Here is a 26,738-nt window from a genome sequence, read left to right as displayed (position 1 = left end):
GGGTCGATTCTGCAGGCCACAACGCAGTTGCCAGATGCCTGGCAAACAACCCCCGAACAACTAGAGCTCGGCACATGAGCCAATTCCAGAAACTGGTTGCTTCAGCCACCTTCAGCACAACATCCCGACTCTGGAAGGACTCGCCAAGCGGGCCAACCTATCTGGCCGCGCTGCTGTTGGCCATGGCCTTGGTGCTGCATCTCTACCCGCTGTCCTTTCTGGCCGGGCACGGCCTTTATTTCGAGGGAGGAGACGCCGCCTCGCATGTAGCGGGTTGGTTGTTCTTCGAAAAGGACGACTGGCACTTCCCGCTGCTCAAATCGGTTCGCCTGAATGCACCTGAAGGCACCAGCATCGCCTTCACCGACAGCATCCCCCTTCTGGCGTTGTTACTGAAGCCATTCCGCTCGCTGCTCCCGGATGGCTTCCACTACTTCGGCCTCTGGCATGCCTTCAGCTATCTGCTCCAGGCCGCTGCAGCGGTGTTCGTCATTCGCTCGCTGGAGGTTCGCCACCTGCCTGGCGCGCTGCTTGCCGCCGCTTTCGCGATAACCTGGCCGGTGCTGACGCACCGTATGGGGCACACTGCGCTGATGACCCAGGCCTTGCTGCTGCTGGCCCTGGGAGCTTACTTCCGCGGCCATCATGCCGCCTGGACTGTTCGTAGTACCGGGCTCGGGCTTATCACCCTGAGTTGTATTGCACTCCTCGTCCATCCCTACCTCCTGGCGATGGTCTATCCGCTATTCATCGCCAGCCTGCTGAGCCTTCATCGACAGTCCCGGTTAACGCTCAGACAGGGTCTGGGTTGGGTCGTCGCCTCCCTCATTGCGCTGCTGGGCATCCTGTATGCAGGCGGCTACTTCATCGGGAAAGGGGCTGCCGCCGGAGGCTATGGCGTCTATTCGCTGAACCTGCTTTCGCCATTCTGTGGCGGACTGTTCTGCGCGCCCGTCGACGCCACTGGAGGCCAGGACGAGGGCTTCAACTACCTGGGAGCGGGCGTCCTGCTGCTGCTTCCGCTTGCCCTGATGCTGCATGGGCCCCAATTGCCGAGCAGCGCGCGCAGGCATGCCCCCCTGCTCCTGATACTGCTCGGGTTCGGACTCTACGCCGCCAGCAATCGCCTCTTTCTGGGCCAGCGCCTCTTGCTGGACCTCCATCTCCCGCAGTGGCTGGAAAGTGCCTTCGGCATATTTCGAGTCAGTGGCCGGTTCTTCTGGCTGGTTGGCTATGGAGTACTTTTCGCCGTCCTGGCGGTGCTGCTTCGCCGAAAGAGCAACGTGCTTCTGGTGATCACCCTGGCAGCACTCCTGCTCCAGTGGCACGACACCCGTCCGCTGCGAGAGCGCGTGCAGTTCCTCAGCCAACTTCCTGCGACGCTGGACCTTCAACCCTGGCGCAAGGCGCTGGCGGGCCTGCATGCCATCGAGATCTATCCCGCCTATGGCTGCGGTGATACCCCGACAGAAGATTACGTTCGCTACCAGTACATCGCTGCAAACCTCGGCATGACGATCAACAGCGCCTACACGGCGCGAATCGCGACGCAGTGCGAACAGAAGAACGCCTTCTCGCAACGTCCCGCCGAAGACGGCCAGCTTTATGTGAGAGCCGGCTTCCTGCGGAATTCGCTCAGCCTTCCCCCTCTCTTCCAGGAATCGATCAGTGCCGGCAAGTGCTCGGTTGATACCATTCACCTGATCTGCGCCAAAGGCCGCACCAGCACTGTCTGGGAAACGCTGGGAACGCCATTGACTCCAGGGCAAAGTGAATTTTCAGCCCACTGGAGCGCTGCCCAGTTACCTTCGCTCATTGGACATCTGCAGGGTGACCGCCTGGTTCCGCGTGAGGCGGGTGTGGTGGGGTATCTCAGCTACGGCCCCTATATCGAGCTTGCTGCGGGCATTTATCAGCACCGTCTCGACTACGCCAGCCAAGCCGACAGCGACACGATCGTGGGCACCTGGGATCTGATTGGACAGGGCCCTTCAGGCTCTATCGTCACACTGGCTTCGGGACCTCTTCTGGGGACACAAGGCGCCGGCCGCACGCTCACCGGTAAAGTTGCCCTGAGTGATCCGATGCAGCGAGTCGAGCTGCGCTTGCTGAGCAACGGTGGCGACCTTCAGCTCAAGGCGATTTCAATCAGCGCAGATCAGCCAGCAGTGAAGAGTGCAGCTCGATGAGCACGAGCTCGTACGCTGCAGCGACAGCCATCTACCATGCACGGAGAGGTAGAGATGACCAGTAAACTGCAAACGACTGCCCCCCCAGAGCAGGATCAGCGAGCACCGGCAAGCGCTCCTCTGGCGCTGTCACTGGTAGTGCCGGTCTACAACGAGGTCGAGACCGTCAGCCTTTTTCTCGAGCGGGTGGAAAGCGTGTTCGGCGACCCGGCACTCGTACGGGTCGAGTACATCTTCGTCAACGATGGCAGCACTGACGCGACTCTGGAGGCCCTGCTCCTGCTGCAGCGCCGCACACCCCGCATCAAGGTGATCGACCTGAGCAGGAACTTCGGCAAGGAGGCTGCGCTAAGCGCCGGCCTGCGCTGCGCAACCGGCCAGGTCGTGGTACCTATCGACGTCGACCTTCAGGATCCCCCGGAACTGATTCTGCAGATGATCGAAAAATGGCGCGAAGGATACGAAGTGGTTTTGGGTCGCCGTATCGACCGGGCCTCCGACTCCTGGGCCAAGCGTGCGTCCGCCAACTGGTTCTACCGCATCCACAACAAGATCGCTGACCCGGCCATCCCCGAGAATGTTGGCGACTTCCGTCTGATGGACCGCCAGGTGGTGGATGCTCTCAACGAATTGCCCGAATCGCGCAGGTTCATGAAAGGTCTTTTCGCCTGGGTGGGTTTCCGAACCATCTGCATCGATTACAGCCGCCCGGAGCGTATCGCCGGGTCGAGCAAATTCAACGGCTGGCGCCTATGGAACTTCGCCCTTGAAGGAATCACAAGCTTCAGCACGGACCCCCTGAAAATATGGACCTACCTGGGGATTGCGGTATCGCTGGGATCGTTCCTCTTCGCCACCCTGATCGTGCTGAAGGTCGTGTTCTTCGGAGTCGATGTTCCCGGCTACGCATCGCTCATGGTTGCCGTTACCTTCCTTGGCGGTCTTCAGCTCATCGGCATTGGCGTGCTGGGCGAGTACCTGGGGCGAACCTACCTGGAATCCAAGCGCAGGCCGGTGTATCTGGTCCGACGCATTTACGAGAACAAGGACTGAGCATGGACCTCAAGGAAACCGACATCCTCGGCGAGCACATCGATGAGCATTGGTATTACCGCTCCAAGCGCGCAGCGATGCAGAAATTCCTGGGCGATATCCGCCCCGCTTCGATTCTCGACGTCGGCGCGGGCTCCGGATTCTTTTCACGCGCCCTGCTGGAAAGCACAGCAGCCAGGGACGCCTGGTGCGTGGACATCAGCTATCCGGAGGACTCGGACGACAGTGCCGGCGGAAAGCCGATTCGCTTCAGGCGTGCAGTCGACCAGCTCGACACCGACCTGGTGCTGTTGATGGACGTGCTCGAGCATGTCGACGACGACGTGGGCCTGCTGGCGGATTACGTGGGCAAGGTTCCTGCGGGCGCCCACTTCCTCATTTCGGTCCCGGCATTCTCCTGCCTGTGGAGCGACCACGATGTTTTCCTGGAGCACAAGCGGCGCTACAGGCTGCACGAAATCGAACGCGTGGCGGCCAATGCCGGATTGCAGGTATTGCGTGGCTCCTACTACTTCGGCGCAGTCTTCCCCATCGCCGCCAGCCTGCGCCTGCTCGAACGCTGCTACGGCAAAGCAGAACGCCAGCCACAATCGCAACTCAAGCGCCACAGCCCGCTGGTCAATGCGACGCTCAATGCCCTTTGCGCGATTGAACTGCCCGTGCTTGCCAGCAACCGCTTTGCAGGCCTGACAGCCTTCTGCCTGGCGAGAAAACCGTGATCCGCAAAGAGTCCGACACCTCGCCGGGCCTCCAGCGCCGATTGTTGCGCGAGCTGCTCATCGCTGCTCGCTTCGGTGTTGTCGGATTAGGCGCCACTGCATTGCACATAAGCGTGGTGTGGAGCCTGATCACTTACACAGCTATACCGGCACTGCTCGCCAACCTGATAGCGTTCCTTTGCGCATTCGGAGTCTCATTCGGTGGCAACTACATCTGGACGTTTTCCGCTCCCGGTTCGCCGGGCAAGGCGATACGTCGATTCTTCCTGATTTCGCTGATCGCCTTCCTGATCAACAGCACACTCCTCGCCACCCTCCTGGCCAGTGGGTGGTTATCGCCGCGTCTGTCAGCGGTGGTCTCGGCAGCAGTGGTGCCAGGAATCACCTTCCTGGCCAGCCGAGTGTGGGGATTTCGTCGATAACCCCATGAGCCACCCAATCTCAATGAGAAGCTCAGGAGTCCACACGGCCATGACGGCGCCATCATCCGCCCACTCGTCACTCTGGATTCCGATCTTGCTGGGGGGCGCACTATTCTTCGCACTGGGCGGGTGGTCAGTGCTGCTCCCTTCCAGCATCGGCTGGCTCATGCGCGGACTGTTTGACCCCCCGACCAACCTCCTGGGGTGGGAGTTCTTCCGTGAAACTCCCCTCCTGCAATTCCCGCTGGGGGCCAACCCACGGTATGGAATGGAGATGGGCAGCTCCATCGTCTTTTCCGACTCTCTGCCACTCTTCGCATTACCGTTCAAGGCACTGGGGCCGCTGCTGCCAAGTACCTTCCAGTACTTCGGTCTCTGGGTATTGCTGTGCATGATCATGCAGGGAGTCTTTGCGTATCTGGCCTTGTCACGCTTCACCCAGGACAGGCGCTTGCTCGCCCTGGGCACAGTCCTGCTCCTGCTGCTGCCCCCCTATCTGATCCGCTTTGCCTTCCACCTCGCACTCGGCGGGCAATGGCTGCTACTCGGAGGCATTTACCTCTACTTCGACCCGCGCTATCGCGCTCGATTCTGGCTGGTCATGCTGGCGCTTGCCACCTTGATACATGCGTACCTGCTGGTAATGCTGGCAGCCATCTGGGGCGCCGATCTCCTGCAGCGGCTGGCCAAACGTGAAATGCGCCCGAGCCGATGCATGGTGCACGGAGTGGCCGGCAGCGCTCTTGTCCTGGTGCTCATGTGGCTCGTTGGCTACTTCATTCTTGGGTCCGCTCCGACTGTGCCAGGCCCATATGGGCGCATGAACCTGTTCTCCCTGGTGGATTCTCGCGGAGACTGGTCTCGGCTTCTGCCGGTACTTGAACGACCTGAGGGCATGGATGGCTTTCTTGACCATGATGGCTTCGCCTACATGGGTGTCGGCGTCCTCGCCCTGCTGGCAGTCTCTGTAGTACTGGTGCTGATCCCTCGTCGAGAGGATCTCAGCCGGCGATCGTTCCTGATCTGGCCGCTCGTCCTGATGAGTACGCTGCTGCTGTCTGTTTCACTCACCAACACACTGAGTGTGGGCCCCTATGTCATCGCCTGGCTGGACCTGCCGGAGTGGGCGGCTCGTCTCTATCAGGTGTTCCGCTCTCCGGGCCGAATGTTCTGGCCTGTCTTCTATCTGCTAGCCGTTGCAGCTATTGCCGTGATCTGCGTCCGGACCCGCGCCGGTGTCGCCCTCTCCCTGCTGGCGGTCGCTGCGGCGATACAGTTCTACGATCTGTCCAGCGGGCTACACGGCATGCAGAAGCTCTTCCGGCAGGAAGCCAGCTGGGAAAGCCCGTTGAAGTCGCCTCTGTGGGAACGCCTGGGCAAGCGCTATCAGCGCATATTGTACGTTTTCCCCACCCACGTTCCGGATAACTTCGTCGCTCTATCGGACTTCGCCCTTCACCACGGGATGTCAATCAACTCCGCCAACTTTGCGCGCGTCAATGCGCAGGCCCAGACGCGCGCGCGCGAGCGATTGGCCAAACAAGTGGCCAGTGGAACCTACGATGCCGATGCGCTCTATGTATTCAACGATCCTGCGCTTTGGGATCAAGCCACGCGGACGTTGAACAACGGTGCGATGGCCGGGGAGCTCGATGGTATAAAATTGGTCATACCGCAGCTCTACAGCTGCACTGACTGCCGCACTGAGGACTTCCAAGGGCAACGCTGGGGCCATTGGACAGCGGCACGCTTGCCGACGCTCATCGGCCAGCCCCAAGGCGATCGCCTGGTATCGCCCGCTGGAGCGGCGGGATACCTCAGCTATGGCCCCTACACGCTGATCCCGGCGGGACGCTATCGGTACAGGATCACCTACGCCGCCTCCGCAGACACCTCGGCAAGCGTGGGCACCTGGGATATCGTCAGCAATGCGACTGGCGCCATCTTGACGCTTGTTCAGGGCGAACTGAAAGGCACTGGCGGCAACGTAGAAACGCTCGAAGGCAGCTTCGAGCGAAAACAGGACAGTCCCGGCAGCGAAATCCGCACGTTCAGCAATGGCAGCAGCGAACTGTCGTTGATCTGCATCGAACTGCAGCCTGACAACGCAACGAGCAGCGTCACAGCAGCACAGTCTGGAGCAAAATCGCCCGGACAGTAGGCCCGGCGCACCGACTGTTACGCCAAGCAAGTCCCCAGCTGCCGCTAACCGGGAAGCGAGCGGAGGAGCATCCTGACGTTCAATGAACGAACGACAGGATGATCCAATCATGGAAAGCCATCCCGCGACTTTACCGCTCCTCTCCACGGCAGGCCTTGCTCGTTGTGCAAAAATACTCACCCGCCAGGTGCGCCATTGGCACCAGAACGCCCGCACCCGCCGCCAGCTTGCCGAGCTGACCAGCCTGCAGCTGGCCGACCTGGGCATCAGCCCCAGCGAGCGTGTGAGAGAAATCTCGAAACCATTCTGGCGCTGAATGCTGGTGACACCGGTCAGTCTTGGCTAGTCTGAGCGCAGTTAGAGTGGCCGCCCCGGCCACTTTGTCTGGCCTTATCCGGAGCCACCGCATGAAGAACAAACTTCGCCTGATCGCCGCCGCTGCCCTGATCGGCTGCACCACTGGCGCCTTTGCCACCAGCTTCGTCTACACCACCGACCTGTCGGTACGCGCCACCGGCGCCACCTCCGACGGCACCTCGGACCTGAGCAACTCCTTCAAGGACGACAAGATCGTCCTCGAGGCCCGTGACGATGCGGCCACCTTCGTCGCCAGCCAGGGCCAGATCCGCGGCGCGCACCTGGAAGCTGCCCTCGCGCACATCCGCGGCAAGCTCCCGACCCTGGCCGCCAACGACCAGCAACTGGCCCAGGCGATCCTCACCATCTGAGTGATTCGCCACTGATATCCCGCCGCGCCGGGCGCACCGCCCGGCGCTCTGCGCTGGCTCTCCACAGCGCATTCCGTTAGCCTTGTCGGCCGTGCTTTTCCGATCGTCCGAGCCCATGCGTACCCTGCTGTTCCTGCTGCCGCTACTGACCTGTTCCCTGCCCGCCCAGGCATTCGACCAGACCACCCAGTTCCCGGTCGGGACCAGCTACGCCACCAGCCAGGTCACCAGCGCGCCCTTCGACAACAAGCTGTTGCGCGGCGCCCGCGATGACGCGGCGCAGTTCGTCGCCACCGATGGGGCCCTGCGCGGCGCTCGCCTGGAGGCCGCCCTGCGCTGGCTGCGCCAGCAGCATCCGGAGCTGGCGGCGAACGATCGGGAACTGGCCGAAGCCATTCTTGCCAAATAAGTCGTGAGCAGCTCCCGCTGCCCTTTCGGAGACATCCATGCGCCTCAGCTCGCTTTCCAAGCGCCCCCTGATCCTCGGCCTGCTGCTCGCCGCCTGTGCGTCCACCGCCCAGGCCCAATCGGTGGTCCGCGTGTTCAACATCACCACCAACGCCTTCGCCCGCAGCATCGACTTCACCTCGGACACCACCACCTCGGTGCGTGACATGAAGGTCGTCCGCGAAGCCCGTGACGACGCCGCCAGCTATGTCGGCAGCGACGGCGCGATCCGCGGTGCGCAGCTGGAAGCCGCGTTCAAGGTGCTGCGCGAGCAGGTACCGCAGGCGCGCGAAGCCTCCGACCAGGACCTGGCCGAAGCCATCCTCGCTCTGTGAAGCTCCGGGTTGGCCTCTGGCTGGCGGCCCTGGCACTGCTCGTCGCCGCCAGCAGCCAAGCCGCGCTCCGCCTGGAGCTGGACGCCGACGGCCTGAGCGCCGCTCAGCGCCAGGCCAGCCAGCAACTGCTGGACGAGGCCCTGCACACCCTGCCGGACAACTTCGTGCAGCGCCTGGACCGCAGCGTCCAGGTGCAATGGCGCGACGACCTGCCCAGCAACGGCATGGGCCGCACCCTGCGCCCCGGCGCCATCGCCCTGAATACCCGCTATCTCGGCGCGCTCACCGACGGCAGCGCCGCCACCGAGCAGACCGGCCGCACCCACGGCACCCTGCGCCGCGAACTGCTGGCGACCCTGCTCCACGAGCTGACCCACCTCTACGACCGCGCCCGCCTCTGGGACACCGACGAGGGCCGGCTGATCCGCCGCTGCACGATGCGCGACAAGAGCCTCGGCCGCGTCGGCGCGCCGGACCAATGCCGCGGGCAGACCGGCCGCCGCGTAAGCCTCTCGGATGACCCGCGCCTGCTCGACCTGGCCGGCTGGCCGCAATACGCCGGCAAGCACGGCGAGCGCGAACAGCACAACCGCTTCGTGCTGCGCAGCCCGGACCGCTACGAGCTGACCAACCCGCGCGAGTACGTCGCGGTGAACATGGAGTACTTCCTCCTCGACCGCAGCTTCGCCTGCCGTCGCCCGGCGCTGTACCGCTATTACGCCGAGCGCTTCGGCGAGCGCCCGCATGACGAATGCTCGACCCAGTACGCCTACCTCAACGCCGGCCGCGATTTCGGCCGCCAGCCGCTGGGGTATCTCGACCCGGAGCGCGTCTACGAGGTCGACTACCTGATCGCCGAGGCCAACAACGAGATCGCCAGCCGCTGGGGCCACACCATGCTGCGCCTGGTGGTCTGCGCGCCGGGACGCCCGCGCGGCCCGGCCTGCCGCCTGGACCTCGACCAGCACCTGGTGCTGTCCTACCGCGCCTTTGTCGGCGACCTGCAGCTCTCCAGCTGGGACGGCCTGACCGGCGCCTACCCGTCGCGCCTGTTCGTGCTGCCGCTGTCCCAGGTGATCGAGGAATACACCAAGGTCGAGCTGCGCAGCCTCGCCTCGATTCCGCTGCGGCTCAGCCGCGACGAAGTCGCCAGCCTGGTGGAGCGCTCGGCGCAGAGCCACTGGAGCTACGACGGCAATTACTATTTCCTGTCCAACAACTGCGCGGTGGAGACGCTCAAGCTGCTGCGCAGCGGCATCCAGCGCCAGAGCCTGCAGACCATGGACAGCATCACGCCCTACGGCGTGCTCGGCCTGCTGGAGAACAAGGGCATCGCCGACGCCAGCGTGCTGGACAACCCCAAGGAAGCGCTGCGCCTGGGCTATCGCTTCGATTCCTTCCGCGACCGCTACCAGGCCATGTTCGACGTGCTGAAGAAGCGCATGAACGTGCCGCAGGACAAGGTCGAGGACTGGCTCGCCCTGCCCGCCGTCGAGCGCCGCCCATGGTTCGAGAAGGCCGACCTGCGCTCCAGCGCCGCCCTGCTGCTGCTCGAACAGGCGTCGTTGCGCCGCCAGCTGCTGCTGGCCCAGGACGAACTCAAGCGCCTGTACCTGAGCAACCCGGACGCCATGCAAAGCAAGCCCGATCTCGCAGCAGCCGGCAAGACGCTGCAGCAGATCCTCGACGACAGCGGCTTCCTCAGCCGCCCGGCCGAGCTGCTCGACGGCGGTTACGGCCTGCCCCAGGTCTCGGACACAGCGACCCTGGAGAAGCAGACGCAGCAGCGCCAGCAGCGCCTGCGCCAGCTCAGCGACAACCTCGACCGCGAGGTGCGCGCCCTGCTCACTCCGGAGCGGCGTGACGAACTGGCCGCGCTGGAAGCCAACACCAAGCAGATCGGCGCGCACCTGCGCGAGTTGCACAAGGCGTCGGGGGGGCTGGAGCTGCCCTGACAGCCTCTGGATAGCCCCGTTCGCGAGCAAGCTCGCTCCTACAAGAGCGCTACCGTGCAGCTCTTCGTAGGAGCGAGCTTGCTCGCGAACCAAAGACCAACAGCGGACGCTAGAGCTTCTCCTCCCACTCCTCCTCAAGCTGCTCATCCAGGTGAATCCAGGGCAGCCGGCTCTTCACCCAGATATGCCGGTCCGGCACTACCGTAGCCACTTCGTCCAGCGTCGCCGTGGTCAGGTCCAGCGTCTCGGGCGCATGGTCGGTGAACAGCGCCAGTTGCGCTCCGCAGGTGCCGCAGAAGTAGCGCAGGCAGGTGGCCGACGAGCGATACTCGGTCGGCTTGCCCTGGGTCCAGCGGAAGCTGCCGATGGGCACCGTCACCCAGGTAGTGACAATGCCGCCAGTGGTGCGCCGGCAGACGGAGCAATGGCAATGAGCGACGTCGGTCAACGCTGCATCGCATTCGTAACGCAGTTGGCCGCAATGGCAGCCGCCGGCATGTACATCGCTCATCAGAACCTCCATTCAGTCGTATTCAGCCGCCTCGTGGTCGCCCAGCAAGCGGCGTTGGCGCGCCGTACAGGCAGCGAGCACCTCGGGATTGAAGGTCCAGTCCAGATAGGGCGAGAACTTCTGCGCGACCATCCGACGGCCATAGTGCACCTGAAGCAGGTAGCGCGTGCGCTCGCTAAAGTTGCGGCTGCCGGCGTGCCAAAGGTCGCTGCGGAACAGCAGGCAATCGCCCGCGCCGCAGAGCACCGGCTCAGCCGCCCTGCCCGCCCATTCGCGCTCGTCCGGCGCCGGCGCGCGGCCCGCACGATGGCTGCCGGGGATCACCCAGGTGGGGCACAGCGCTTCGTCGATGTCATCGAGGTAGATCTGCCCGGTGCAGATGAACATCGGCAGATCGATATCCGCTCCGGGCAGCGCGACCGGCAGGTAGTCCTGGTGCAGGTCGGCGCCGATGAAGCCGGGATGGCAGCGCCAGGCGGTCTGGCCGATCACGTGGCAGTCCGCGCCCAGCGCGGCCTCCGCCAGCTCCACCAATCCCGGCGGATCGAGATAGGGCAACCAGCGCGGCGAACGGTTGAACACGCACTTGTAGTGATCCACCAGCCCTTCGTAGTCCCAGTGCAGCGGCCGCAGATCATCGATCAGCGAGCGCACTTCGGCCACCTGTTCGGAGCCCAGCAAGCCGCGCAGCAGGACGAAACCGTCCTCGCGCAATGCCTGCAAGCCGCCGCTCACGCCGGCTCCCCGCGACCCAGCTCGGCCTGGGCGCGCTCCAGGGCGTCCAGGAAGGCCCCCAGCACCTCGCCCGGCTCGGCGCCCTGGCGGGTCACGCAATGGAACTCCGAGACATAGGCCAGCTGCGCCGGGCGGATCGCCCGCAGGCGACCCTGTGTGACCCACTCCGCCGCATAGTGCGTGGGCAGGTAGCCGATGAAGGTGCCGCTGAACACCAGGTTGGCGATGGCTTCCATGCTGTAGGCGTTGGTGGCGCGGCTGAAGACCAGCCCGTGGGGCCGCCGGCTCTCGGTCATGTAGCCACGGCCGACGTATTCGGCGGCGCAGATCTGCTCCAGCGAAGGCTCATCCTGCGCACGCCCGAAGAACGGGTGCCCCTGGGCGCAGTAGAGGTTCTGTTCCTCGCGGAACAGCAGCTGGTAGCGCAGGCCCGACAGACGATGGTGGAAGGCGCCGATCGCCAGTTGCAGGCGTTCCTCCAGCACGGCGTTCTCCAGCTCGTCCGGGCGCTGGGTGTGCAGGTTCAGGCGCACCCGCGGATGACCCTCGCGGAACAACCGGAGCGCCAGCGGCAGCGGCCAGCAGTGCTGGCCGAGCACGCCATCGACGCAGCCCAGGTGCAGCACCTCGCGGTCACGGCCGCCGAGGCCGGTCACCTGCTCGCGGAAGCGCTCGATATCGACGAACAACCCGAGCGCCGCCTCATACAACTGCTGCCCTTCCTCGGTGAGCTGGAAGCCGCTGCTGCCGCGTCGACACAACGAGTAGCCCAGGCGCAGTTCGAGGTCGCGCACCAGCACGCTCAGCCGCGACAGGCTGGTGTTCAGGCGCACCTGGGCGGCGGTGAAGCCGCCCGCCTCGACGATGGTGCAGAAGGTGCGCAGCAGGCGCAGGTCGATATCGGAAAGATTGCCCAGCATGGGAGTTCTCGTGGCGGCGGGCGCAGGTCTTTCGTTATAGCGCCGAGCGCGCCGCCCCGTGAACCCCCAGGGCGGTCAACGGCGTGCGGCAACCGAATCGGCCAGCACGCAGAGCAGCTCGAACATCATGGTGGCGCCCACCAGTGCGGTCGCCCCGCCCTGGTCGAACGGCGGCGAAACCTCCACCACGTCGGCGCCGATCAGGTTCAACCCCTGCAGCCCGCGGATCATGTGCTGCGCCTCCAGCGTCGTCATGCCGCCGATCTCCGGCGTGCCGGTACCGGGCGCGTAGGCCGGGTCGAGCACGTCGACGTCGAAGGTCACGTAGGTCGGCCCCTGCCCCACCACCCGGCGGACTTCGGCCAGCGTGGCGGCGACGCCCAGCTCGGCGAACTCTTCCATGTGGATCACGCGAATGCCCTGCTCGCGGGCGAACGCTTCATCGTCGGCGTCGTAGATCGAGCCGCGAATGCCGATCTGCACCGTGCGCTTCGGGTCCAGCAAGCCTTCCTCGATGGCGCGGCGGAACGGCGTGCCATGGGTGTAGGGGTTGTCGCCGAAGTAGCGGTCGTTGGTGTCGGAGTGGGCATCGAAATGCACCATGCCAATGGGTCGCTCGGCGGCCAGCGCGCGGAAGATCGGCAGGGTCACCAGGTGGTCGCCGCCCACCGACAGCGGGATGGTGCCGGCGGCGTGGATGCGGCGGTAGAAGCCTTCGATCTGCTTGAGCGAATCGAGCAGGTCGATGGGGTTTACCGGGGCGTCGCCGATGTCGCCAATACGCAGCAGATCGTAGGGCGCAATGTGGCTGACGTGGTGCACCTTGCGCATCAGGCTCGACTGGTTGCGCACCTCGCGCGGGCCGTGACGGGCACCGGCGCGGTTGGTGGTGCCGCCGTCCCAGGGTACACCGAGCAGGGCGATATCCACTTGCGCCGGATCTTCGAAGATCGGCAGGCGCATGAAGCTGGGGATGCCGGCGAAACGCGGGATCTGCGCGGCGTCCAGGGGCTGCGGGAAGTCATGGGGCATGGAGCGTCTCCTGTCTGGTTGAGGTTCAGTCGGCCTGCGCCTGCAGGCTGGCGGCGGGCGCGCCAGCAAGGCTGACCACCACGAAGGTGACCAGGCTGGCGAGCAGGCCGTAGGCGATGGGGGTATTGGCGAGCACGCCGTCGACGGCCATGAAGGCGACCACCACCAGGCAGCCGACTACGATGCTGGCCATCGCCCCGCGGGCAGAGGCGCGGCGCCACAGCAAGGCACCGAGGATAGGCACCAGCAAGCCGCCGACCAGCAGGTTGTAGGCAATGCTCAGGGCGCCGATGACGTCGTTCACCAGGCACGCCAGGGCCAGCATCACCACGCCCATCATCAAGGTGAACAGGCGGCTCTCGCGCAGGCCGTTGGGTGCGCCGGGGCGCAGGAAGCGCGCGTAGATGTCCTCCTGGAACACCGTGGCCGCCGCCAGCAGGCAGCCCGAGGCGGTGGACATGATGGCCGACAGCGCCGCCGCGACCACCAGCCCTCGCAGGCCGGGCTGGAGCACCTGGCGGGTGACTTCGGCGTAGGCATTTTCCGGCACCGCCAGGTTGGGCAGCAGCACGTGCGCAGCGGCGCCGATCAGTGCGCAGGCCAGGCCGTAGAGCATGCAGTAGACGCCCGCGCCGAGGCCGGCGTAGCGCACCACTTTCTCGCTGCGCGCGGTGAACACGCGCTGCCAGATGTCCTGGCCGATCAGCGCGCCGAAGAAGTACAGCAGGAAGTAGGTGAGGATGGTGTCCAGGCCGATGTGGCCTAGATCGAAGAAGCCTGCCGGCAGCACTTCCTGCATGCGCGACAGGCCGCCCGCCTCGTGGATCGACATCGGCAGCAGCACGGCGAAGATGCCGAGGGTCTTGATCACGAACTGGATGATGTCGGTGAGAGTCAGCGACCACATGCCGCCGATCACCGAATAGACGATGACGATGCCGCCGCCACAGAGGATCGCCGGGATGCGCGGGATCTCGAAGACCACCTCGGTCACCGAGCCGATGGCGATGGTCGCGGTGACCGCCACCATCAGGTCGTAGGCGACCATCACGATGCCGCCGATCAGCCGCGAGGACGCCTGGTAGCGCTGCTCGAGGATCTGCGTGACGGTGTAGACCTTCAGCCTGGCGATCTGTCGCGAGAACACCAGACTGAGGACGATGATCCCCAGGCCCAGCATGAACACCAGCCACAGGCCGGACAGCCCGTAGAGGTAACCCAGCTTCACCGTGCCGATGGTGGACGCGCCACCGAGCACCACGGCGGCCATGGTGCCCAGATACAAACCGGGGCCGAGACGGCGGCCGGCGACGAGGAAGTCGTTCTGGTTGCGCGCCTTGCGCATTCCGTACCAGCCCAGGGCGAGCATGCCCAGGGCGTAGACCAGCATGATCAGGTAATCGAGCAGCATCGCGGGGGGCTCCTGTTGTTGTTGTGTGGGAATCAGGCCTTCGCCCCGCCAGCCTGATGCCCCTCGCCCCGCCGGCAAATCCCCGAAGCCGGAAGCCAACTTTCGCCGCCGCGAAAGTGCCCCGGCAGCCCGCGCCTGCTGGACTTCCGCGAGCTTTCACGGTGGTTTGAAGAAAAACTTCGTCCCCGCCAAGTGCTTGATTCGTATACGTATGTTATCTTCGTATACTGTGTATACAGCGTAAACGAGACTGATCAAAAAGTGACCACCGTCGTTTCTTTTAGCGCCGATGACGCCCTGGTGACAGCGCTGGACCAGCTGGCGCGCGCCACCCATCGGGACCGGCCCTACCACCTGCGCCAGGCGCTGGCGCAGTACCTGGAGCGCCAGAGCTGGCACGTGGCGGCCATCGATGAAGGGGTGGCGGACGCCGATGCCGGCCACCTGCTGGAGCACGCTGTCATCGAAGCCAAGTGGGGCCTGGCATGAGCCTGCAGTGGACGCACAAGGCCGCCGCCGACCTCGACGCCATCTACGACCTCTACGTCGTGCTGATCGGCCCGGAGAAGGCGCTGCGGGCCATTCAGGACATCGTCGAGCAGGTCAGCCCGCTGGCGAACCTGGAGCAAAGCAGCAGCGGCGCCCCCAGCGAGGTGCCCGGCGTGCGCGAGCTGCCGGTGGAGCGCTGGCCGTACCAGGCCGCTTTCCGGGTAAAGGGCCGATCTGTACAGATTTTGCGCATCGACCGTGTGGATAACTCGGGGTAAAAGTGGCCACACGGTTACAAGATGTTTCAAAGTATTGACTTTGGAATTTGGCTAAAAATCAATCGATTGCACTCCACTCAACATTCCGGTCGTTTTATCGACCAGACTGCAGTTCACGGATTTCTTGGTGACTGATCAGCGCAACTACGGTCACAAAATTTCGGCGACGCCTGGCTTTTTCCAGGCAACAAAAAACCCGGCCTTGGCCGGGTTTTTCCGTTTTTGCGCTTTTTTCGCCAGCGCTGTCAGGCGGCTCGCCAGTTCACCGGCAGTTGGCCTTCTTTCCAGGCGAAACGGTCGAGGTGGCTGACCACCACGTTCTGCAGGCGCTCGAGGCCCTCGGCATCAGCGGACTCGGCGTCCATCAGCAGCGCTTCCGGGGTCGCCTGCAGGCGACAGGTGCCGAAATCGAAGGGCAGCACACCGTGGTCGTCGGTCAGTTCGACTGGCAGCTTGTGGGCGAAGTGGTTGCACAGGCGCTTGAGGTAACGCGCGGCATCGGGGGTCGGGACGTTGGCACGGCTCGAAGGCATCTTTTCTCTTCTCCATTTTGGGAGATGACATCCTAGGCGCCGGCAATCAAGGGAAAAACCCGCTATTTTGCCTTTCACTCTTTAGCGGAGCTTCACAATGGACAATCTTCGCGGCATGGCGGTGTTCGCCACCGTGGTCACCCGCGGCTCCATGGCCGCGGCAGCCGAAGCGCTGGGCATGACGCCTTCGGCGGTCAGCCAGCAGATCCGCAAGCTCGAAGCCCACGCCCAGGTCACGCTGCTGCACCGCACCACCCGCAAGCTGACGCTGACCGAGGCCGGAGAAGCCTTCTACCGCAGCTGCGCGCAGATGCTGGCCATCGCCGAGGAAGCCGAGCAGCGCCTGGGCGAATGGCGCGAGGCACCGGTAGGGGAGTTGCGCCTGGCCGCGCCGGTGGGCTTCTCTGGCAAGCTGATCACTGAGGCACTGCGCCCGTTGCTGGAAAACCACCGCCAACTGCGCCTGCAGTTGTTCTTCCATGACGAGCAGATCGACATGATCGAGCAGCGCATCGACCTCGCCATCCGCGTCGGCAGCCTTTCGGATTCCAGCCTGGTGGCGCGTCACCTGGCCGAGTGGAACAACGTCGTCTGCGCCGCGCCCGCCTACCTGCGCCGCCTGCCGGCCATCGACCATCCGCAGCAGTTGCAGGGCGTCGACTGGCTCGCGCTGAACACCATGGCGCACCAGGGCTACCTGAACTTCAGCGGGCCGGACGGGGAGAGCTGCAAGCTGCGGCTCGAAGCGCGAGTCGCCGCCAACAGCATGATCGCCCTGCGCCAGTTCACCCTCGACGGTCTTGGCGTATCCGCCCAGCCGGAGCCTGAAGTCCGCGAGGCGCTGGAGGAGGGCAGGCTGGTGCGCCTGCTGCCGGAGTGGTCGCTGCCGCCGTTCGGCATCTATGCCGTCACCCCGCGCCGCGATGCCCAGCCGGCCAAGGTGAAGGTCGCCATCGAAGCACTGCGCCGGCACCTCGGCGGCTCGGCCACGCTGCGCTTCCACGCGCCGGTCTGAGGCGCGCTACCATGCCGCTCTGAACACGCCTGGATGATCGGAGTGAATACCCCATGGCCCTGAACTGGACCTGCAAGCACCACCGCGACCTGACCAAGGAAGAGCTCTACGCCATCCTGCAGCTGCGCACCGAAGTCTTCGTGGTGGAACAGAAATGCCCCTACCAGGAAGTCGACGGTCTGGACCTGGTCGGCGACACCTGCCACCTGATGGCGGAGGAGGCAGGCCAGCTGATCGGTTACTTGCGCCTGCTCGATCCAGAGCGCCACGACGGCGACGTGGTGATCGGCCGCGTGGTCATCGCCCCGCAGGGTCGCGGCACCGGCCTTGGCCACCAGCTCATGGAACACGCGCTGCAGGCCATCGCCCAGCGCTGGCCGGGGTTGCCGGTGTACCTCTCGGCCCAGGCGCACCTGCAGGGCTACTACGGTCGCTACGGCTTCACGCCGGTGACAGAGGTCTACCTGGAAGACGACATCCCGCACATCGGCATGCGCCGCGAGCCCTGATTCACGCCGGGTAGTGCCGGCCGAGGAAATCCTCCAGCAGCGCATTGACCCGCTCCGGCTGCTGGTTCTGGATCCAGTGGCCGCAATTCTCCAGCACATGCTGTTCGAGGTTGGGCACGTGCTCGGGCATGCGCTGCACGGTGTAGGCCTCGAAACGGCCCACCGGGTCGCGGTCGCCGATGAGGAACAGCGTCGGCTGCTCGACCTGGCGCCCGGCCAGCGATTCGGTGCGCTGCCAGCTGCGCTCGAAGTTGCGGTACCAGTTCAACGCGCCGTGGAAGCCCCGGCCTTCGAAGGTCCGCACGTACCACTGGAAGTCCTCTTCACTGCACCAGTCCGGGTGCGCCGGCGGCGGTGGCAGGCCGTCGAACAGGCGGCCGTCGGGGGATTGCTCCGGCGCCAGGCGCACGTTGTCGCCGAGGAAGTGGCGCAAGCTCAGCGCGATGTCCGCATCCAGTTCCGCCTCGGCGCGGCCGGGGTGCTGGAAGTAGAGGATGTAGAAGAACTTGCCGGCGAACACCTCGCGCATGATCTCCACCGGCGGGCGTTTTGCGCGGCCGGCGAAGGGCACCGAGAGCGCCGCCAGCACTTCCACGCGCTGCGGTTCCAGCAGCGCCAGGTGCCACGCCACCGGCGCGCCCCAGTCATGCCCGACCATCGCCACGCGCTCGTGCCCCAGCGCATCCATGGCGCCCTGGATGTCCGCACAGAGCGTCAGCACGTCGTAGGCGTCGACTTCCTGCGGCGCACTGGTCTGGCCGTAGCCGCGCATCTCCGGGACGCACACGCGATAGCCGGCAGCGGCGAGGGCGCGCATCTGGTGCTGCCACGAATGCCAGCACTCGGGGAAGCCATGCAGCATCCACACCGGCTTGCCGTCCGCCGGCCCGCAACTGTAGAGGCTGAGCTGGATGCCATTGACCGCCAGCAACTGGTGCTCGAACTCGTTCATGGGCACGCTCCGCAAAAGGTGAGCTTCACTATGCCAAGCCCGGCGCGCCGGCCGAACTCCATTCACCAGGCGAATGAACGGACTTATCCACGGGGCAAAGCGGCCACCCGGCAAAGCGACGCGGGAAAACGGCGGATAATGCACGGCGTCGCCATCGCCCCATTCCAGGAAGGACGCCCATGAAACGCCAACCCACCGCCCAGCTCTGCCCGGAACTCGACGCCATCCTGCGGGCCGAACTGCGCGCCGGCAACCACCTCGGCGAAGGCCCGGTGCGCACCGACTGGCCGCAGCCCGGCTCGATCTACGCCGCCCTGCGCGACAGCCTGAAAACGCGCCAACCGGGCGTATCCGGCCCCGTGCGCCACTCGATCTGCAGCGACCCGCACTACGGCTGGAACGACGAATGCTACTGCGAGTTGCATGGAGACCTGCTGGTCGCGGGAAGCACGCAACCACCAGCCAGGTGACATCCCTGTAGGAGCGAGGGGGACGCCATCGTTATTGCTCGCGAACCGCCCAGCATCTGAGCTACCGGTGAATTCGTTCGCGAGCAAGCTCGCTCCTACAAAAAACACCTTACTGTCTCTACTCGACAGAAGAAAAACGACATCGTATTCTGCACAGCGAAACACCATTCCGTTAAAACAATAGAAAAACGGAGCAACGCATGTCAGAAGCGGTACAGCTCGAACGCCGGGGCGCGATAGCCCTGGTGACTGTCGACAACCCACCGGTGAACGCCCTCGGACATGCCGTCCGCTCCGGGCTGCTCGCTGCCTTCCAGCAGGCCGAGGCCGATCCGCAGGTGCGCGCCGTGGTGCTGGTGTGCGCCGGGCGCACCTTCATGGCCGGCGCCGATATCCGCGAGTTCGGCAAGCCGCCGCAGGCGCCGTCCCTGCCCGACGTGGTGGATATCCTCGAAGGCGCCAGCAAGCCCAGCGTCGCCGTGATCCATGGCACCGCCCTGGGCGGCGGGCTGGAAGTCGCCCTGGCCTGCCACTACCGCATCGCCCGGCGCGACGCCCAGGTCGGACTGCCGGAGGTGAAGCTCGGCCTGCTGCCCGGCGCCGGCGGCACCCAGCGCCTGCCGCGCCTGGCCGGTGTGGAAAAGGCTCTCGACATGATCGTCTCCGGCACGCCGATCCGCGCGCCGGAAGCCCTGGAATTCGCCGTCGTCGACGAGCTGTTCGATGGCGAGCTGATCGACGCCGGTCTCGCCTTCGCCCAGCGCCTGCTGGCGGATGGCAAGGGCCCGCGTCGTACCGGCGAGCGCAACGAGCGCGTGCGGGAAAGCGGCCTTGCCGAGCTGATCGCCCACAAGCGCGGCGAAGTGCAGAAGCGCCTGCCCGGCCAGTTCTCTCCGCTGCGCTGCATCGACGCCGTGGAAGCGGCAACGCAGTTGCCGCTGCGCGAAGGCCTGCTGCGCGAGCGCGAGTTGTTCCTGCAATGCATGGAATCGCCGCAGCGCGCCGCACTCATCCACGCCTTCTTCGCCGAGCGCGAGGCGGGCAAGGTCGAAGGGCTGGCAACCGATGTGCAGCCACGGGAAATCCGCCGAGCCGCCGTCATCGGTGGCGGCACCATGGGTGTCGGCATCCTGATGTGCTTCGCCAATGCCGGCATACCGGTACAACTGCTGGAAGTGAACGAAGAGGCTCTGCAACGCGGCCTCGACCGCGCCCGCAGCCTCTACGCCGCCAGCTTGGCGCGCGGCAGCCTGGGCGCGGAAGAGATGGAACGGCGCATGGGCCTGATCAGCGGCGTGCTCGACTACGCCGCGCTGGGCGACGCCGACGTGGTGGTCGAAGCCGTGTTCGAGAGCCTGGAGGTGAAGCGCCAGGTCTTCGAACAGCTGGACGCCCACTGCAAGCCCGGCGCGATCCTCGCCAGCAACACCTCTTCGCTGGACCTCGACGAGATCGCCGCCTTCACCAAGCTTCCGCAGGACGTGGTCGGCCTGCACTTCTTCAGCCCGGCCAACGTCATGCGCCTGCTCGAAGTGGTCCGGGGCAAGGCCACCAGCGACGCCGTGCTGGCCACCGCCATGCAGCTGGGCAAGCGCCTGAAGAAGGTCTCGGTGGTGGTCAGCGTGTGCGACGGTTTTGTCGGCAACCGGATGATCTTCCCGTACGGCCGCCAGGCCGAATTCCTCCTGGAGGAAGGCGCCACTCCGGCGCAGGTCGACCGCGCGCTACGGACCTTCGGCATGGCCATGGGGCCGCTGGCGGTGCGCGACCTGTCCGGGCTGGATATCAGCCACGCGATCCGCTCGCGCCAGCGGCCGAACCTCAAGCCCGGCCAGACGCTGCCGCGGGTGCTCGACCACCTGATCGCCGCCGGCATGCTCGGGCAGAAGACCGGCACCGGCTTCTACCAGTACGGCGAAGGCGGCCGCGCCGCGCAGGACAACCCGGCGCTGCCGGCCATGCTCGAACAGGCCGCCGCCGAGCGTGGCATCACCCGCGCGCCGGTCGCTGATGAAGAGATAGTCGAGCGCTGCATTTACGCGCTGATCAACGAGGCCGCCAACATCCTCGACGAAGGCATCGCCCAGCGCGCCAGCGACGTCGATGTGATCTTCCTCAACGGCTACGGCTTCCCCGCCTGGCGCGGCGGTCCGCTGTTCTACGCCGACAGCGTGGGCCTTGCGCATGTGCTCGAACGAATCCGCGAGTTCCACCAGCGCCTCGGCGCCTGGTGGCAACCCGCTCCGCTGCTCGAACGCCTGGTGGCCGAAGGCCGCCGCTTCGCCGATCTGTAGAGGACCTGCCATGGACATCCATTTCACCCCCGACGAACTGGCGTTCCGCGATGAAGTCCGCCACTTCCTGCAAACCAGACTGCCCCAGGACATCGCCACCAAGGTGCGCCTGGGCAAACACCTGAACAAGGGCGACCACCAGCGCTGGCAACGTGTGCTCGCCGAGCAGGGCTGGTACGCCACGCACTGGCCGGAGGAGTTCGGCGGCACCGGCTGGAACGCCGTGCAGAAACACATCTTCGAAGAGGAGTGCGCCGCCTTCGGCGCGCCGCGCACCATCCCCTTCGGCGTCAACATGGTCGCGCCGGTGATCATCAAATTCGGCACGCCCGAGCAGCAGGCGCATTACCTGCCGCGCATCCTCGACGGCACCGACTGGTGGTGCCAGGGCTACTCCGAGCCGGGCGCCGGCTCCGACCTCGCGTCGCTGAAGACCCGCGCCGTGCGCGACGGCGATCACTACGTGGTGAACGGCCAGAAGACCTGGACCACCCTCGGCCAGCACGCCGACTGGATCTTCTGCCTGGTGCGCACCGACCCCGAGGCGCAGCAGCAGCGCGGCATCAGCTTCCTGCTGATCGACATGCAGACCCCCGGCATCACCGTGCGCCCGATCATCACCCTGGACGGCGAGCACGAGGTCAACGAGGTGTTCTTCGACAACGTGCGCGTACCGGTGGAAAACCTGGTGGGCCGCGAGAACGAAGGCTGGACCTGCGCCAAGTACCTGCTGACCTACGAGCGCACCGGGCTGGCCGGCATCGGCGCATCCAAGGCGGTGCTCGCGCACCTGAAACAGGTTGCCAGCCGCGAGCTGTGCGACGGCAGGCCGATGCTCGAAGACCCGCTGTTCCGCGCCCAGGTGGCGGAGGTGGAGATGCAGCTGATGGCCATCGAGATGAGCACCCTGCGCATCCTCGCCGCCGCCCGCGAAGGCGGCGTACCGGGCGCGGAAAGCTCGATCCTGAAAGTGAAGGGTACGGAGATCCGCCAGGCGATCAGCCACCTGCTGCGCAAGGTGCTCGGCCCCTACGCGCTGCCCTTCATCGAGGACGAATTCGAGCTGGGCAGCGAGGCGCTGCACGCGGACTACTCCGCCGCGCCGGCCAGCCAGTACTTCAACCTGCGCAAGCTGTCGATCTTCGGCGGCTCCAACGAAATTCAGAAGAACATCGTCTCCAAGATGATTCTCGAGCTGTGAGGCCAGGACCATGGACTTCAAACTGAGCGAAGAGCAGCAGATGCTGCAGGACACCGCGGCCCGCCTGGTCCGCGACGCATATCCGTTCGACAAGCGCGAGGGCTTCAGCAGGAGCGAACTGGGTTACAGCGCTGACTTCTGGCGCCAGCTCGGCGAGCTGGGGCTGACCTCGGTGTCGCTGCCGGAGGCCCACGGCGGCTTCGGCGGCGGCGTGGAAAGCATGCTGGTACTCACCGAACTGGGCCGTGGCCTGTGCCTGGAGCCCTATCTGCAATCGGTAGTGCACGGCGGCGGGCTGATCACCCAACTGGGCAGCGACGCGCAGAAGGACCATTGGCTGCCGCGCATCGCCAGCGGCGAGGCGCAGTTGGCGGTAGCGCTGGAAGAGCCGCAGAGCCACTACCAGCTGCACGACGTGCAGACCCGCGCGGAGCAGGCCGGCGACGGCTGGCAGCTGAGCGGGCGCAAGGCGGTGGTGATCGGCGGGCAGAGCGCCACGGCGATCCTGGTCTCGGCGCGGGTGTCCGGCGCTGCACGGGACGAGACGGGCATCGGCCTGTTCCTCGTCGATCCGCAGCAGGCCGGCGTAAGCCGCCGCGACTATCCGACTGTGGACGGCCAGCGCGCCTGCGAGCTGTTCCTCGACGGCGCCACCGGCGAGGCCATCGGCAGGCCCGGCGAGGCGCTCCCGGCGCTGCGTTATCAACAGGGCAGGGCCATCGCCGCACAGTGCGCCGAAGCCCTCGGCAGCCTGCAGGAAGCCTGCGCGCTGACCCTCGACTACCTGAAGACGCGCAAGCAGTTCGGCATCCCGATCGGCAAGTTCCAGGTGCTGCAGCACCGCATGGTGGACATGCGCAGCGAGCTGGAACAGGCCACCAGCATGGCGATCCTCGCCGCCTGCGTCGCCGACCAGCCCGACAGCGCCGAGCGCAGCCGCACCCTGGCTGCCGCCAAGTTCATCGTCACCCGCGCGGCGCGCTACGTGGCCGAGCAGGCGATCCAGCTGCACGGCGGCATCGGCATGACCTGGGAATACGTGCTGGCGCACCACGCCAAGCGGCTGGTGATGCTCAGCCACCAGCTGGGCGATGACGACCATCACCTGAAGGTGTATGCGGGGTTGATGGACGTCGCCTGAGACGCTTGCCGTCTCTTCGTAGGAGCGAGCTTGCTCGCGAACGGGATTTGCCGGCGGCTCGGGTGCCGGGCGGTTCGCGAGCAAGCTCGCTCCTACAGGAATAGCGTGCCCGGCGATCCGGTTCGGGCTCTGGCTTCTATTTCCAGAGAAACATCCATGCACTCCGGACCGCCCCTTTCAGGAGGCCTCGTTGAATCGGAGTTTCAGGGTTGAGCGACAGGGATGTCGCGAGAGCCACGATGGGCCTGGGATGGCCCTTCGGGGCGTGCCCCTGAAACTTCGATTCGACGAGGGAATTTTTCGCCTAAGCGAAAAACCGGATGGAGGGGCAAGACCTTTGCCCACTTTGGGTCGTTTGCCAAAGTGGGTCGCCCGAGGGGGCGAAAACAAAATCTAGCAGCGCACGCCGAAGCGACGCGGGAAACAAGGCGTGAGGCAGACACATCGCGGACGAAGTCCGCTCCTACGCGGGCGCATGAGGCAGGCGTTCACACAGGACACCGAGTCAGCCGCGATGGATTTCGCGGAGAAGCTCCGCTCCTACGAAAGCGGTTGTGCCTGACAGGAATCAGGCCCCGAGACTCTCGATATCCCGCGCGAGAATCTCCAGCTCATGGGCCAGGGAGCCGCGCAGCGTCTCCTCGCTGAGCTGGAACGACGGTGCGCCGCAGGTCAGCGCCATCAGCCCGCCGTCGGCCAGGCGCAGCGGTACGCCAGCGGCGCGCACGTTGCGGTCCCAGTCGCCGAGGGACAGGCAGAAACCATGCTGGCGGTATTCCTCGAAGGAAGCCTCCAGCGAGGCACGCATGACCGACCAATCGCCTTCGTGGCGCTCCTGCAAAGCCGACAGCAGGTGCTCGCGCTCCTGCTCCGGGGTCGCGGCGAGGTATGCGCGGCCGGCAGCGGTGGTCGCCAGCGGCAGGCGCACGCCGGCGTCCATGCGCAGGGAGGTAGCTTCCGGCGGACGGCAGTTTTCCACGTAGATCATCGACAGCCAGTCGCGGCAGGTCAGGCCGACCGTGGTGTTGGTGCGGCGGGAGAAGGCGTCCATGTACGGCTTGGCCAGCTGGCGTACGCGCAGGTTGGAGACGTAGGCGTAACCCAGCGCCAGCACGCCGGAATCCAGCTGGTACTTCTCGTGCTGCTGCGAGTAACAGAGGTAGCCGAGCTGGGTCAGGGTATAGGTCATGCGCGACACCGTCGCCTTGGGCAGGCCGGTGATCCGCGAGATTTCCTGGTTGCCGAGCACCACCGAGCCGTGGGTGAAGGCTCGCAAAACGTCCAGTCCGCGGGCGAGCGCCTCGACGTACTTGCGGTCCTTGGGGTTGCTGCTGTCTTCGACTTCGTCGCTCATGGGGCCTCGGCGGGGGATTGCTGGTGCGGCGCCACGCGCGGCGCGGGCGAACGATAGCAGATAGCCCCCTCGCCACACAGCGGTCCGCGTGTGCTCGTTGCGCGGGGCTAGCCTATCGCATACCATCGTTTTCGACACGATGTTTCGCTGTGCAGAACAACAATTCGAATCCAGAGCCCAAACAGGCTCGAGAAAGAACGGAGAAGTCGATGTCTGCTCAACCCTCCAGTCACGTGGCCCGCGAGATCGCCCGTCACGGCTACCAGAACCTCCACGACCTGCTGCGCGATGCCTGTCGCGAGTATCCCGAGCGCCTCGCATTCTCCTGCGGCGACAGCCACCTGAGCTTCGCCGAGCTGGAGCGCCAGGCCGACGCCTTCGCCCGCTATCTGCGCCACCGCGCCGGGCTGCAACCCGGCGACCGCCTGGCGCTGATGCTGCCCAACGCCCTGCAGTACCCCATCGCCACCTTCGGCGCGCTGAAGGCCGGCGTGGTGCTGGTGAACACCAACCCGCAGTACACCGCCAGCGAGCTGCGCCACCAGTTGGCCGATTCCGGCGCCAGCGCCGTGCTGCTGCTCGACCGCCTGCTGCCGCTGCTGCGCGGCGTGCAGGCGCAAACCGCTGTGCGACAGGTGCTGCTGACCTCGATCGATGATGTCGAGCGCCCGCAGTTCGACACCGACGAGGCTGACTGCACGCGCTTCCAGCAGGCCCTGCGCCTGGGCGCCGAGGCAGCGCCGGTAAACGCCGAACCGGGCCTGGATCGCCTCGCACTGCTGCAGTACACCGGCGGCACCACGGGTGTTTCCAAGGGCGCGATGCTCAGTCATCGCAGCCTGATCGCCAACGTCGTGCAGACCCTGGAACTGTTTCTGCGTCCCGGCCTGCTGGAGCCGGCCACCGATGTGCGCATCGCGCCGCTGCCGCTCTACCACATCATGGCCTTCGCCACGAACCTGCTGTCCTCGGTGGGCATGGGCCTGCACACGGTGTTCATCCGCGACGGCCGCAACCTCGACGAGATCATCGGCGCCATGCGCCGCTATCCCTTCACCCTGATGAGCGGGATCAACACCCTGTTCGTCGGCCTGATGAACCACGCGGATTTCCCCAGTATCGACTTCAGCCACCTGAAGTGGGTGACCTCCGGCGGCGCGCCGCTGAACCGCGAAGTGGGGCGGCGCTGGGAGGCGCTGACCGGCGCCCCGGTGCGCGAAGGTTTCGGCCTCACCGAGGCATCGCCGGTGGTTTCCACCGGCACTCTGCTGAGCCCGTACCGCGAGGGCTACGTCGGCCAGGCGCTGGTGGACACCGAGCTGCGCACCGTCGACGAGGAGGGCAACGACACCGGCCCCGACCAGCCGGGCGAGCTCTGGCTGCGCGGCCCGCAGGTGATGCAGGGCTACTGGCAGCGCCCGGAGGAGAGCGCCCAGGTGCTGACTGCCGACGGCTGGCTGAAGACCGGCGACATCGCCGAGCTGGATGCCGACGGCATGCTGAAGATCGTCGACCGCAAGAAGGACATGATCCTGGTCTCCGGCTTCAACGTGTTCCCCAACGAGGTGGAAGACGCGGTAATGCGCCACCCCGGCGTGCGCGAGTGTGTGGCCATCGGTGTGCCGGACGAGCGCAAGGGCGAGTCGGTGAAACTGTTCGTCAGCCTCAAGGACGAGACACTGGCGCCGGCGCAGATCATCGCCCACTGCCGCGAACACCTCACCGGCTACAAGGTGCCGAGCTTCGTCGAGATACTCGACGAGCTGCCCAAGACCAGCGTCGGCAAGCTGTTGCGCCGGCAATTGCGCGACCTGGAACTGGCCAGGAGGTCCACCGCGTGAGCACAACGTCTATGGTTGATGCAGATGCGCACGACGAGACCCG

At 65.5% G+C, this 26,738-nt stretch carries 27 protein-coding genes; 19 read left to right on the top strand and 8 right to left on the bottom strand.

Features of this window, described 5'->3' with window-relative positions:
- Positions 1-74 precede the first annotated feature (74 nt).
- The 10 genes from ACCC94_RS00840 to ACCC94_RS00795 all read left to right on the top strand — a co-directional run bounded on the left by ACCC94_RS00840 (position 75) and on the right by ACCC94_RS00795 (position 10,009).
- Positions 75-2,189 carry a DUF6311 domain-containing protein gene (locus tag ACCC94_RS00840; protein ID WP_413347610.1) on the top strand — a complete coding sequence of 705 codons (2,115 nt, stop codon included), beginning with the start codon at positions 75-77 and terminating at the stop codon, positions 2,187-2,189.
- Positions 2,190-2,243: 54 nt separating this feature from the next.
- Positions 2,244-3,242, top strand: coding sequence for a glycosyltransferase family 2 protein (locus ACCC94_RS00835; RefSeq protein ID WP_413347609.1), 999 nt, complete (start codon positions 2,244-2,246; stop codon positions 3,240-3,242).
- A 2-nt stretch (positions 3,243-3,244) separates the two neighbouring features.
- A complete protein-coding gene (locus tag ACCC94_RS00830; RefSeq protein ID WP_413347608.1) occupies positions 3,245-3,961 on the top strand; it encodes a class I SAM-dependent methyltransferase in 717 nt (238 codons plus the stop codon).
- Positions 3,958-4,383 (top strand): GtrA family protein, encoded by a 426-nt coding sequence (locus tag ACCC94_RS00825; RefSeq protein ID WP_413347607.1) that lies wholly within the window; start codon positions 3,958-3,960, stop codon positions 4,381-4,383. Before ACCC94_RS00830 ends, ACCC94_RS00825 begins: the two co-directional genes overlap by 4 nt.
- Before the next feature lie 4 nt (positions 4,384-4,387).
- Entirely contained in the window at positions 4,388-6,544 is a 2,157-nt protein-coding gene (locus ACCC94_RS00820; RefSeq protein ID WP_413347606.1) for a DUF6311 domain-containing protein, read from the top strand.
- An 82-nt stretch (positions 6,545-6,626) separates the two neighbouring features.
- Positions 6,627-6,860, top strand: coding sequence for a DUF1127 domain-containing protein (locus tag ACCC94_RS00815; protein ID WP_413347605.1), 234 nt, complete (start codon positions 6,627-6,629; stop codon positions 6,858-6,860).
- Positions 6,861-6,951: 91 nt separating this feature from the next.
- A complete protein-coding gene (locus ACCC94_RS00810) occupies positions 6,952-7,272 on the top strand; it encodes a DUF2388 domain-containing protein (protein ID WP_413347604.1) in 321 nt (106 codons plus the stop codon).
- 115 nt (positions 7,273-7,387) lie between these two features.
- Positions 7,388-7,681: a DUF2388 domain-containing protein gene (locus ACCC94_RS00805; RefSeq protein ID WP_413347603.1), complete on the top strand. Its 294-nt coding sequence runs from the start codon at positions 7,388-7,390 to the stop codon at positions 7,679-7,681.
- Positions 7,682-7,718: 37 nt separating this feature from the next.
- The gene (locus ACCC94_RS00800; RefSeq protein WP_413347602.1) at positions 7,719-8,054 is read left to right on the top strand and encodes a DUF2388 domain-containing protein; all 336 of its coding nucleotides are present in this window, start codon (positions 7,719-7,721) and stop codon (positions 8,052-8,054) included.
- Complete coding sequence (locus ACCC94_RS00795) at positions 8,051-10,009, top strand: DUF4105 domain-containing protein (protein ID WP_413347601.1); 1,959 nt, start codon at positions 8,051-8,053, stop codon at positions 10,007-10,009. Before ACCC94_RS00800 ends, ACCC94_RS00795 begins: the two co-directional genes overlap by 4 nt.
- Positions 10,010-10,118: 109 nt before the next feature.
- On the opposite strand, the gene ACCC94_RS00790 is transcribed toward ACCC94_RS00795, so the two are convergent.
- The 5 genes from ACCC94_RS00790 to ACCC94_RS00770 form a co-directional block, all read right to left on the bottom strand.
- Positions 10,119-10,520 carry a GFA family protein gene (locus tag ACCC94_RS00790; RefSeq protein WP_413347600.1) on the bottom strand — a complete coding sequence of 134 codons (402 nt, stop codon included), beginning with the start codon at positions 10,518-10,520 and terminating at the stop codon, positions 10,119-10,121.
- 12 nt (positions 10,521-10,532) lie between these two features.
- The gene (locus tag ACCC94_RS00785; RefSeq protein WP_413347599.1) at positions 10,533-11,255 is read right to left on the bottom strand and encodes a phytanoyl-CoA dioxygenase family protein; all 723 of its coding nucleotides are present in this window, start codon (positions 11,253-11,255) and stop codon (positions 10,533-10,535) included.
- A complete protein-coding gene (locus ACCC94_RS00780; RefSeq protein WP_413347598.1) occupies positions 11,252-12,175 on the bottom strand; it encodes a LysR family transcriptional regulator in 924 nt (307 codons plus the stop codon). The genes ACCC94_RS00785 and ACCC94_RS00780 overlap by 4 nt, the downstream gene beginning before the upstream one ends.
- 75 nt (positions 12,176-12,250) lie before the next feature.
- Positions 12,251-13,207: an agmatinase gene (gene speB / locus ACCC94_RS00775; RefSeq protein ID WP_413347597.1), complete on the bottom strand. Its 957-nt coding sequence runs from the start codon at positions 13,205-13,207 to the stop codon at positions 12,251-12,253.
- A 25-nt stretch (positions 13,208-13,232) separates the two neighbouring features.
- Positions 13,233-14,618 (bottom strand): sodium:solute symporter, encoded by a 1,386-nt coding sequence (locus tag ACCC94_RS00770; RefSeq protein ID WP_413347596.1) that lies wholly within the window; start codon positions 14,616-14,618, stop codon positions 13,233-13,235.
- A 261-nt stretch (positions 14,619-14,879) separates the two neighbouring features.
- On the opposite strand from ACCC94_RS00770, the gene ACCC94_RS00765 reads away from it, so the two are divergent.
- Together ACCC94_RS00765 and ACCC94_RS00760 are read left to right on the top strand one after the other, a co-directional pair.
- Entirely contained in the window at positions 14,880-15,107 is a 228-nt protein-coding gene (locus ACCC94_RS00765; RefSeq protein ID WP_413347595.1) for a CopG family ribbon-helix-helix protein, read from the top strand.
- Positions 15,104-15,385 carry a type II toxin-antitoxin system RelE/ParE family toxin gene (locus ACCC94_RS00760; protein WP_413347594.1) on the top strand — a complete coding sequence of 94 codons (282 nt, stop codon included), beginning with the start codon at positions 15,104-15,106 and terminating at the stop codon, positions 15,383-15,385. The genes ACCC94_RS00765 and ACCC94_RS00760 overlap by 4 nt, the downstream gene beginning before the upstream one ends.
- 245 nt (positions 15,386-15,630) lie before the next feature.
- Here ACCC94_RS00760 and ACCC94_RS00755 read toward each other — a convergent pair whose 3' ends face one another.
- Complete coding sequence (locus ACCC94_RS00755) at positions 15,631-15,918, bottom strand: DUF2218 domain-containing protein (protein ID WP_413347593.1); 288 nt, start codon at positions 15,916-15,918, stop codon at positions 15,631-15,633.
- A gap of 97 nt (positions 15,919-16,015) precedes the next feature.
- Here ACCC94_RS00755 and ACCC94_RS00750 point away from each other — a divergent pair, with 97 nt between their 5' ends.
- Positions 16,016-16,933 (top strand): LysR family transcriptional regulator, encoded by a 918-nt coding sequence (locus ACCC94_RS00750; protein ID WP_413347592.1) that lies wholly within the window; start codon positions 16,016-16,018, stop codon positions 16,931-16,933.
- A gap of 53 nt (positions 16,934-16,986) precedes the next feature.
- A complete protein-coding gene (locus ACCC94_RS00745) occupies positions 16,987-17,442 on the top strand; it encodes a GNAT family N-acetyltransferase (RefSeq protein WP_413347591.1) in 456 nt (151 codons plus the stop codon).
- A 1-nt stretch (position 17,443) separates the two neighbouring features.
- On the opposite strand, the gene ACCC94_RS00740 is transcribed toward ACCC94_RS00745, so the two are convergent.
- A complete protein-coding gene (locus tag ACCC94_RS00740; RefSeq protein WP_413347590.1) occupies positions 17,444-18,394 on the bottom strand; it encodes an alpha/beta fold hydrolase in 951 nt (316 codons plus the stop codon).
- Between the two features lie 179 nt (positions 18,395-18,573).
- Here ACCC94_RS00740 and ACCC94_RS00735 point away from each other — a divergent pair, with 179 nt between their 5' ends.
- From ACCC94_RS00735 to ACCC94_RS00720, 4 genes are all read left to right on the top strand, one after another.
- Positions 18,574-18,864, top strand: coding sequence for a hypothetical protein (locus tag ACCC94_RS00735; RefSeq protein ID WP_413347589.1), 291 nt, complete (start codon positions 18,574-18,576; stop codon positions 18,862-18,864).
- Positions 18,865-19,064: 200 nt separating this feature from the next.
- Entirely contained in the window at positions 19,065-21,158 is a 2,094-nt protein-coding gene (locus ACCC94_RS00730; protein WP_413347588.1) for a 3-hydroxyacyl-CoA dehydrogenase NAD-binding domain-containing protein, read from the top strand.
- A 10-nt stretch (positions 21,159-21,168) separates the two neighbouring features.
- On the top strand, positions 21,169-22,359 hold the full coding sequence (locus ACCC94_RS00725) for an acyl-CoA dehydrogenase family protein (RefSeq protein ID WP_413347587.1): 1,191 nt from the start codon (positions 21,169-21,171) through the stop codon (positions 22,357-22,359).
- Positions 22,360-22,369: 10 nt separating this feature from the next.
- Positions 22,370-23,500 carry an acyl-CoA dehydrogenase family protein gene (locus ACCC94_RS00720; RefSeq protein ID WP_413347586.1) on the top strand — a complete coding sequence of 377 codons (1,131 nt, stop codon included), beginning with the start codon at positions 22,370-22,372 and terminating at the stop codon, positions 23,498-23,500.
- Positions 23,501-24,068: 568 nt separating this feature from the next.
- Here the strand turns inward: ACCC94_RS00720 and ACCC94_RS00715 are convergent.
- On the bottom strand, positions 24,069-24,854 hold the full coding sequence (locus tag ACCC94_RS00715) for an IclR family transcriptional regulator (protein ID WP_413347585.1): 786 nt from the start codon (positions 24,852-24,854) through the stop codon (positions 24,069-24,071).
- Positions 24,855-25,063: 209 nt separating this feature from the next.
- Here ACCC94_RS00715 and ACCC94_RS00710 point away from each other — a divergent pair, with 209 nt between their 5' ends.
- Positions 25,064-26,695, top strand: a complete 1,632-nt coding sequence (locus ACCC94_RS00710) for an AMP-binding protein (RefSeq protein ID WP_413347584.1) — start codon at positions 25,064-25,066, stop codon at positions 26,693-26,695.
- The last annotated feature ends 43 nt before the right edge of the window (positions 26,696-26,738 follow it).

This window comes from Pseudomonas sp. Pseusp97 (assembly GCF_047304025.1).
In the GTDB taxonomy this organism is placed as follows: Bacteria; Pseudomonadota; Gammaproteobacteria; order Pseudomonadales; family Pseudomonadaceae; genus Pseudomonas.
This window is presented reverse-complemented; position numbering and strand designations above follow the sequence as displayed.

Bases quoted from the DNA above. Each gene is read 5' to 3' on its own strand.
- ACCC94_RS00840 (WP_413347610.1), top strand. From the start codon at position 75: ATGAGCCAATTCCAGAAACTGGTTGCTTCAGCCACCTTCAGCACAACA.
- ACCC94_RS00835 (WP_413347609.1), top strand. From the start codon at position 2,244: ATGACCAGTAAACTGCAAACGACTGCCCCCCCAGAGCAGGATCAGCGA.
- ACCC94_RS00830 (WP_413347608.1), top strand. From the start codon at position 3,245: ATGGACCTCAAGGAAACCGACATCCTCGGCGAGCACATCGATGAGCAT.
- ACCC94_RS00820 (WP_413347606.1), top strand. From the start codon at position 4,388: ATGAGCCACCCAATCTCAATGAGAAGCTCAGGAGTCCACACGGCCATG.
- ACCC94_RS00815 (WP_413347605.1), top strand. From the start codon at position 6,627: ATGAACGAACGACAGGATGATCCAATCATGGAAAGCCATCCCGCGACT.
- ACCC94_RS00810 (WP_413347604.1), top strand. From the start codon at position 6,952: ATGAAGAACAAACTTCGCCTGATCGCCGCCGCTGCCCTGATCGGCTGC.
- ACCC94_RS00805 (WP_413347603.1), top strand. From the start codon at position 7,388: ATGCGTACCCTGCTGTTCCTGCTGCCGCTACTGACCTGTTCCCTGCCC.
- ACCC94_RS00800 (WP_413347602.1), top strand. From the start codon at position 7,719: ATGCGCCTCAGCTCGCTTTCCAAGCGCCCCCTGATCCTCGGCCTGCTG.
- ACCC94_RS00790 (WP_413347600.1), bottom strand. From the start codon at position 10,520: ATGAGCGATGTACATGCCGGCGGCTGCCATTGCGGCCAACTGCGTTAC.
- ACCC94_RS00780 (WP_413347598.1), bottom strand. From the start codon at position 12,175: ATGCTGGGCAATCTTTCCGATATCGACCTGCGCCTGCTGCGCACCTTC.
- speB (WP_413347597.1), bottom strand. From the start codon at position 13,207: ATGCCCCATGACTTCCCGCAGCCCCTGGACGCCGCGCAGATCCCGCGT.
- ACCC94_RS00770 (WP_413347596.1), bottom strand. From the start codon at position 14,618: ATGCTGCTCGATTACCTGATCATGCTGGTCTACGCCCTGGGCATGCTC.
- ACCC94_RS00760 (WP_413347594.1), top strand. From the start codon at position 15,104: ATGAGCCTGCAGTGGACGCACAAGGCCGCCGCCGACCTCGACGCCATC.
- ACCC94_RS00755 (WP_413347593.1), bottom strand. From the start codon at position 15,918: ATGCCTTCGAGCCGTGCCAACGTCCCGACCCCCGATGCCGCGCGTTAC.
- ACCC94_RS00750 (WP_413347592.1), top strand. From the start codon at position 16,016: ATGGACAATCTTCGCGGCATGGCGGTGTTCGCCACCGTGGTCACCCGC.
- ACCC94_RS00745 (WP_413347591.1), top strand. From the start codon at position 16,987: ATGGCCCTGAACTGGACCTGCAAGCACCACCGCGACCTGACCAAGGAA.
- ACCC94_RS00740 (WP_413347590.1), bottom strand. From the start codon at position 18,394: ATGAACGAGTTCGAGCACCAGTTGCTGGCGGTCAATGGCATCCAGCTC.
- ACCC94_RS00735 (WP_413347589.1), top strand. From the start codon at position 18,574: ATGAAACGCCAACCCACCGCCCAGCTCTGCCCGGAACTCGACGCCATC.
- ACCC94_RS00730 (WP_413347588.1), top strand. From the start codon at position 19,065: ATGTCAGAAGCGGTACAGCTCGAACGCCGGGGCGCGATAGCCCTGGTG.
- ACCC94_RS00725 (WP_413347587.1), top strand. From the start codon at position 21,169: ATGGACATCCATTTCACCCCCGACGAACTGGCGTTCCGCGATGAAGTC.
- ACCC94_RS00720 (WP_413347586.1), top strand. From the start codon at position 22,370: ATGGACTTCAAACTGAGCGAAGAGCAGCAGATGCTGCAGGACACCGCG.
- ACCC94_RS00715 (WP_413347585.1), bottom strand. From the start codon at position 24,854: ATGAGCGACGAAGTCGAAGACAGCAGCAACCCCAAGGACCGCAAGTAC.
- ACCC94_RS00710 (WP_413347584.1), top strand. From the start codon at position 25,064: ATGTCTGCTCAACCCTCCAGTCACGTGGCCCGCGAGATCGCCCGTCAC.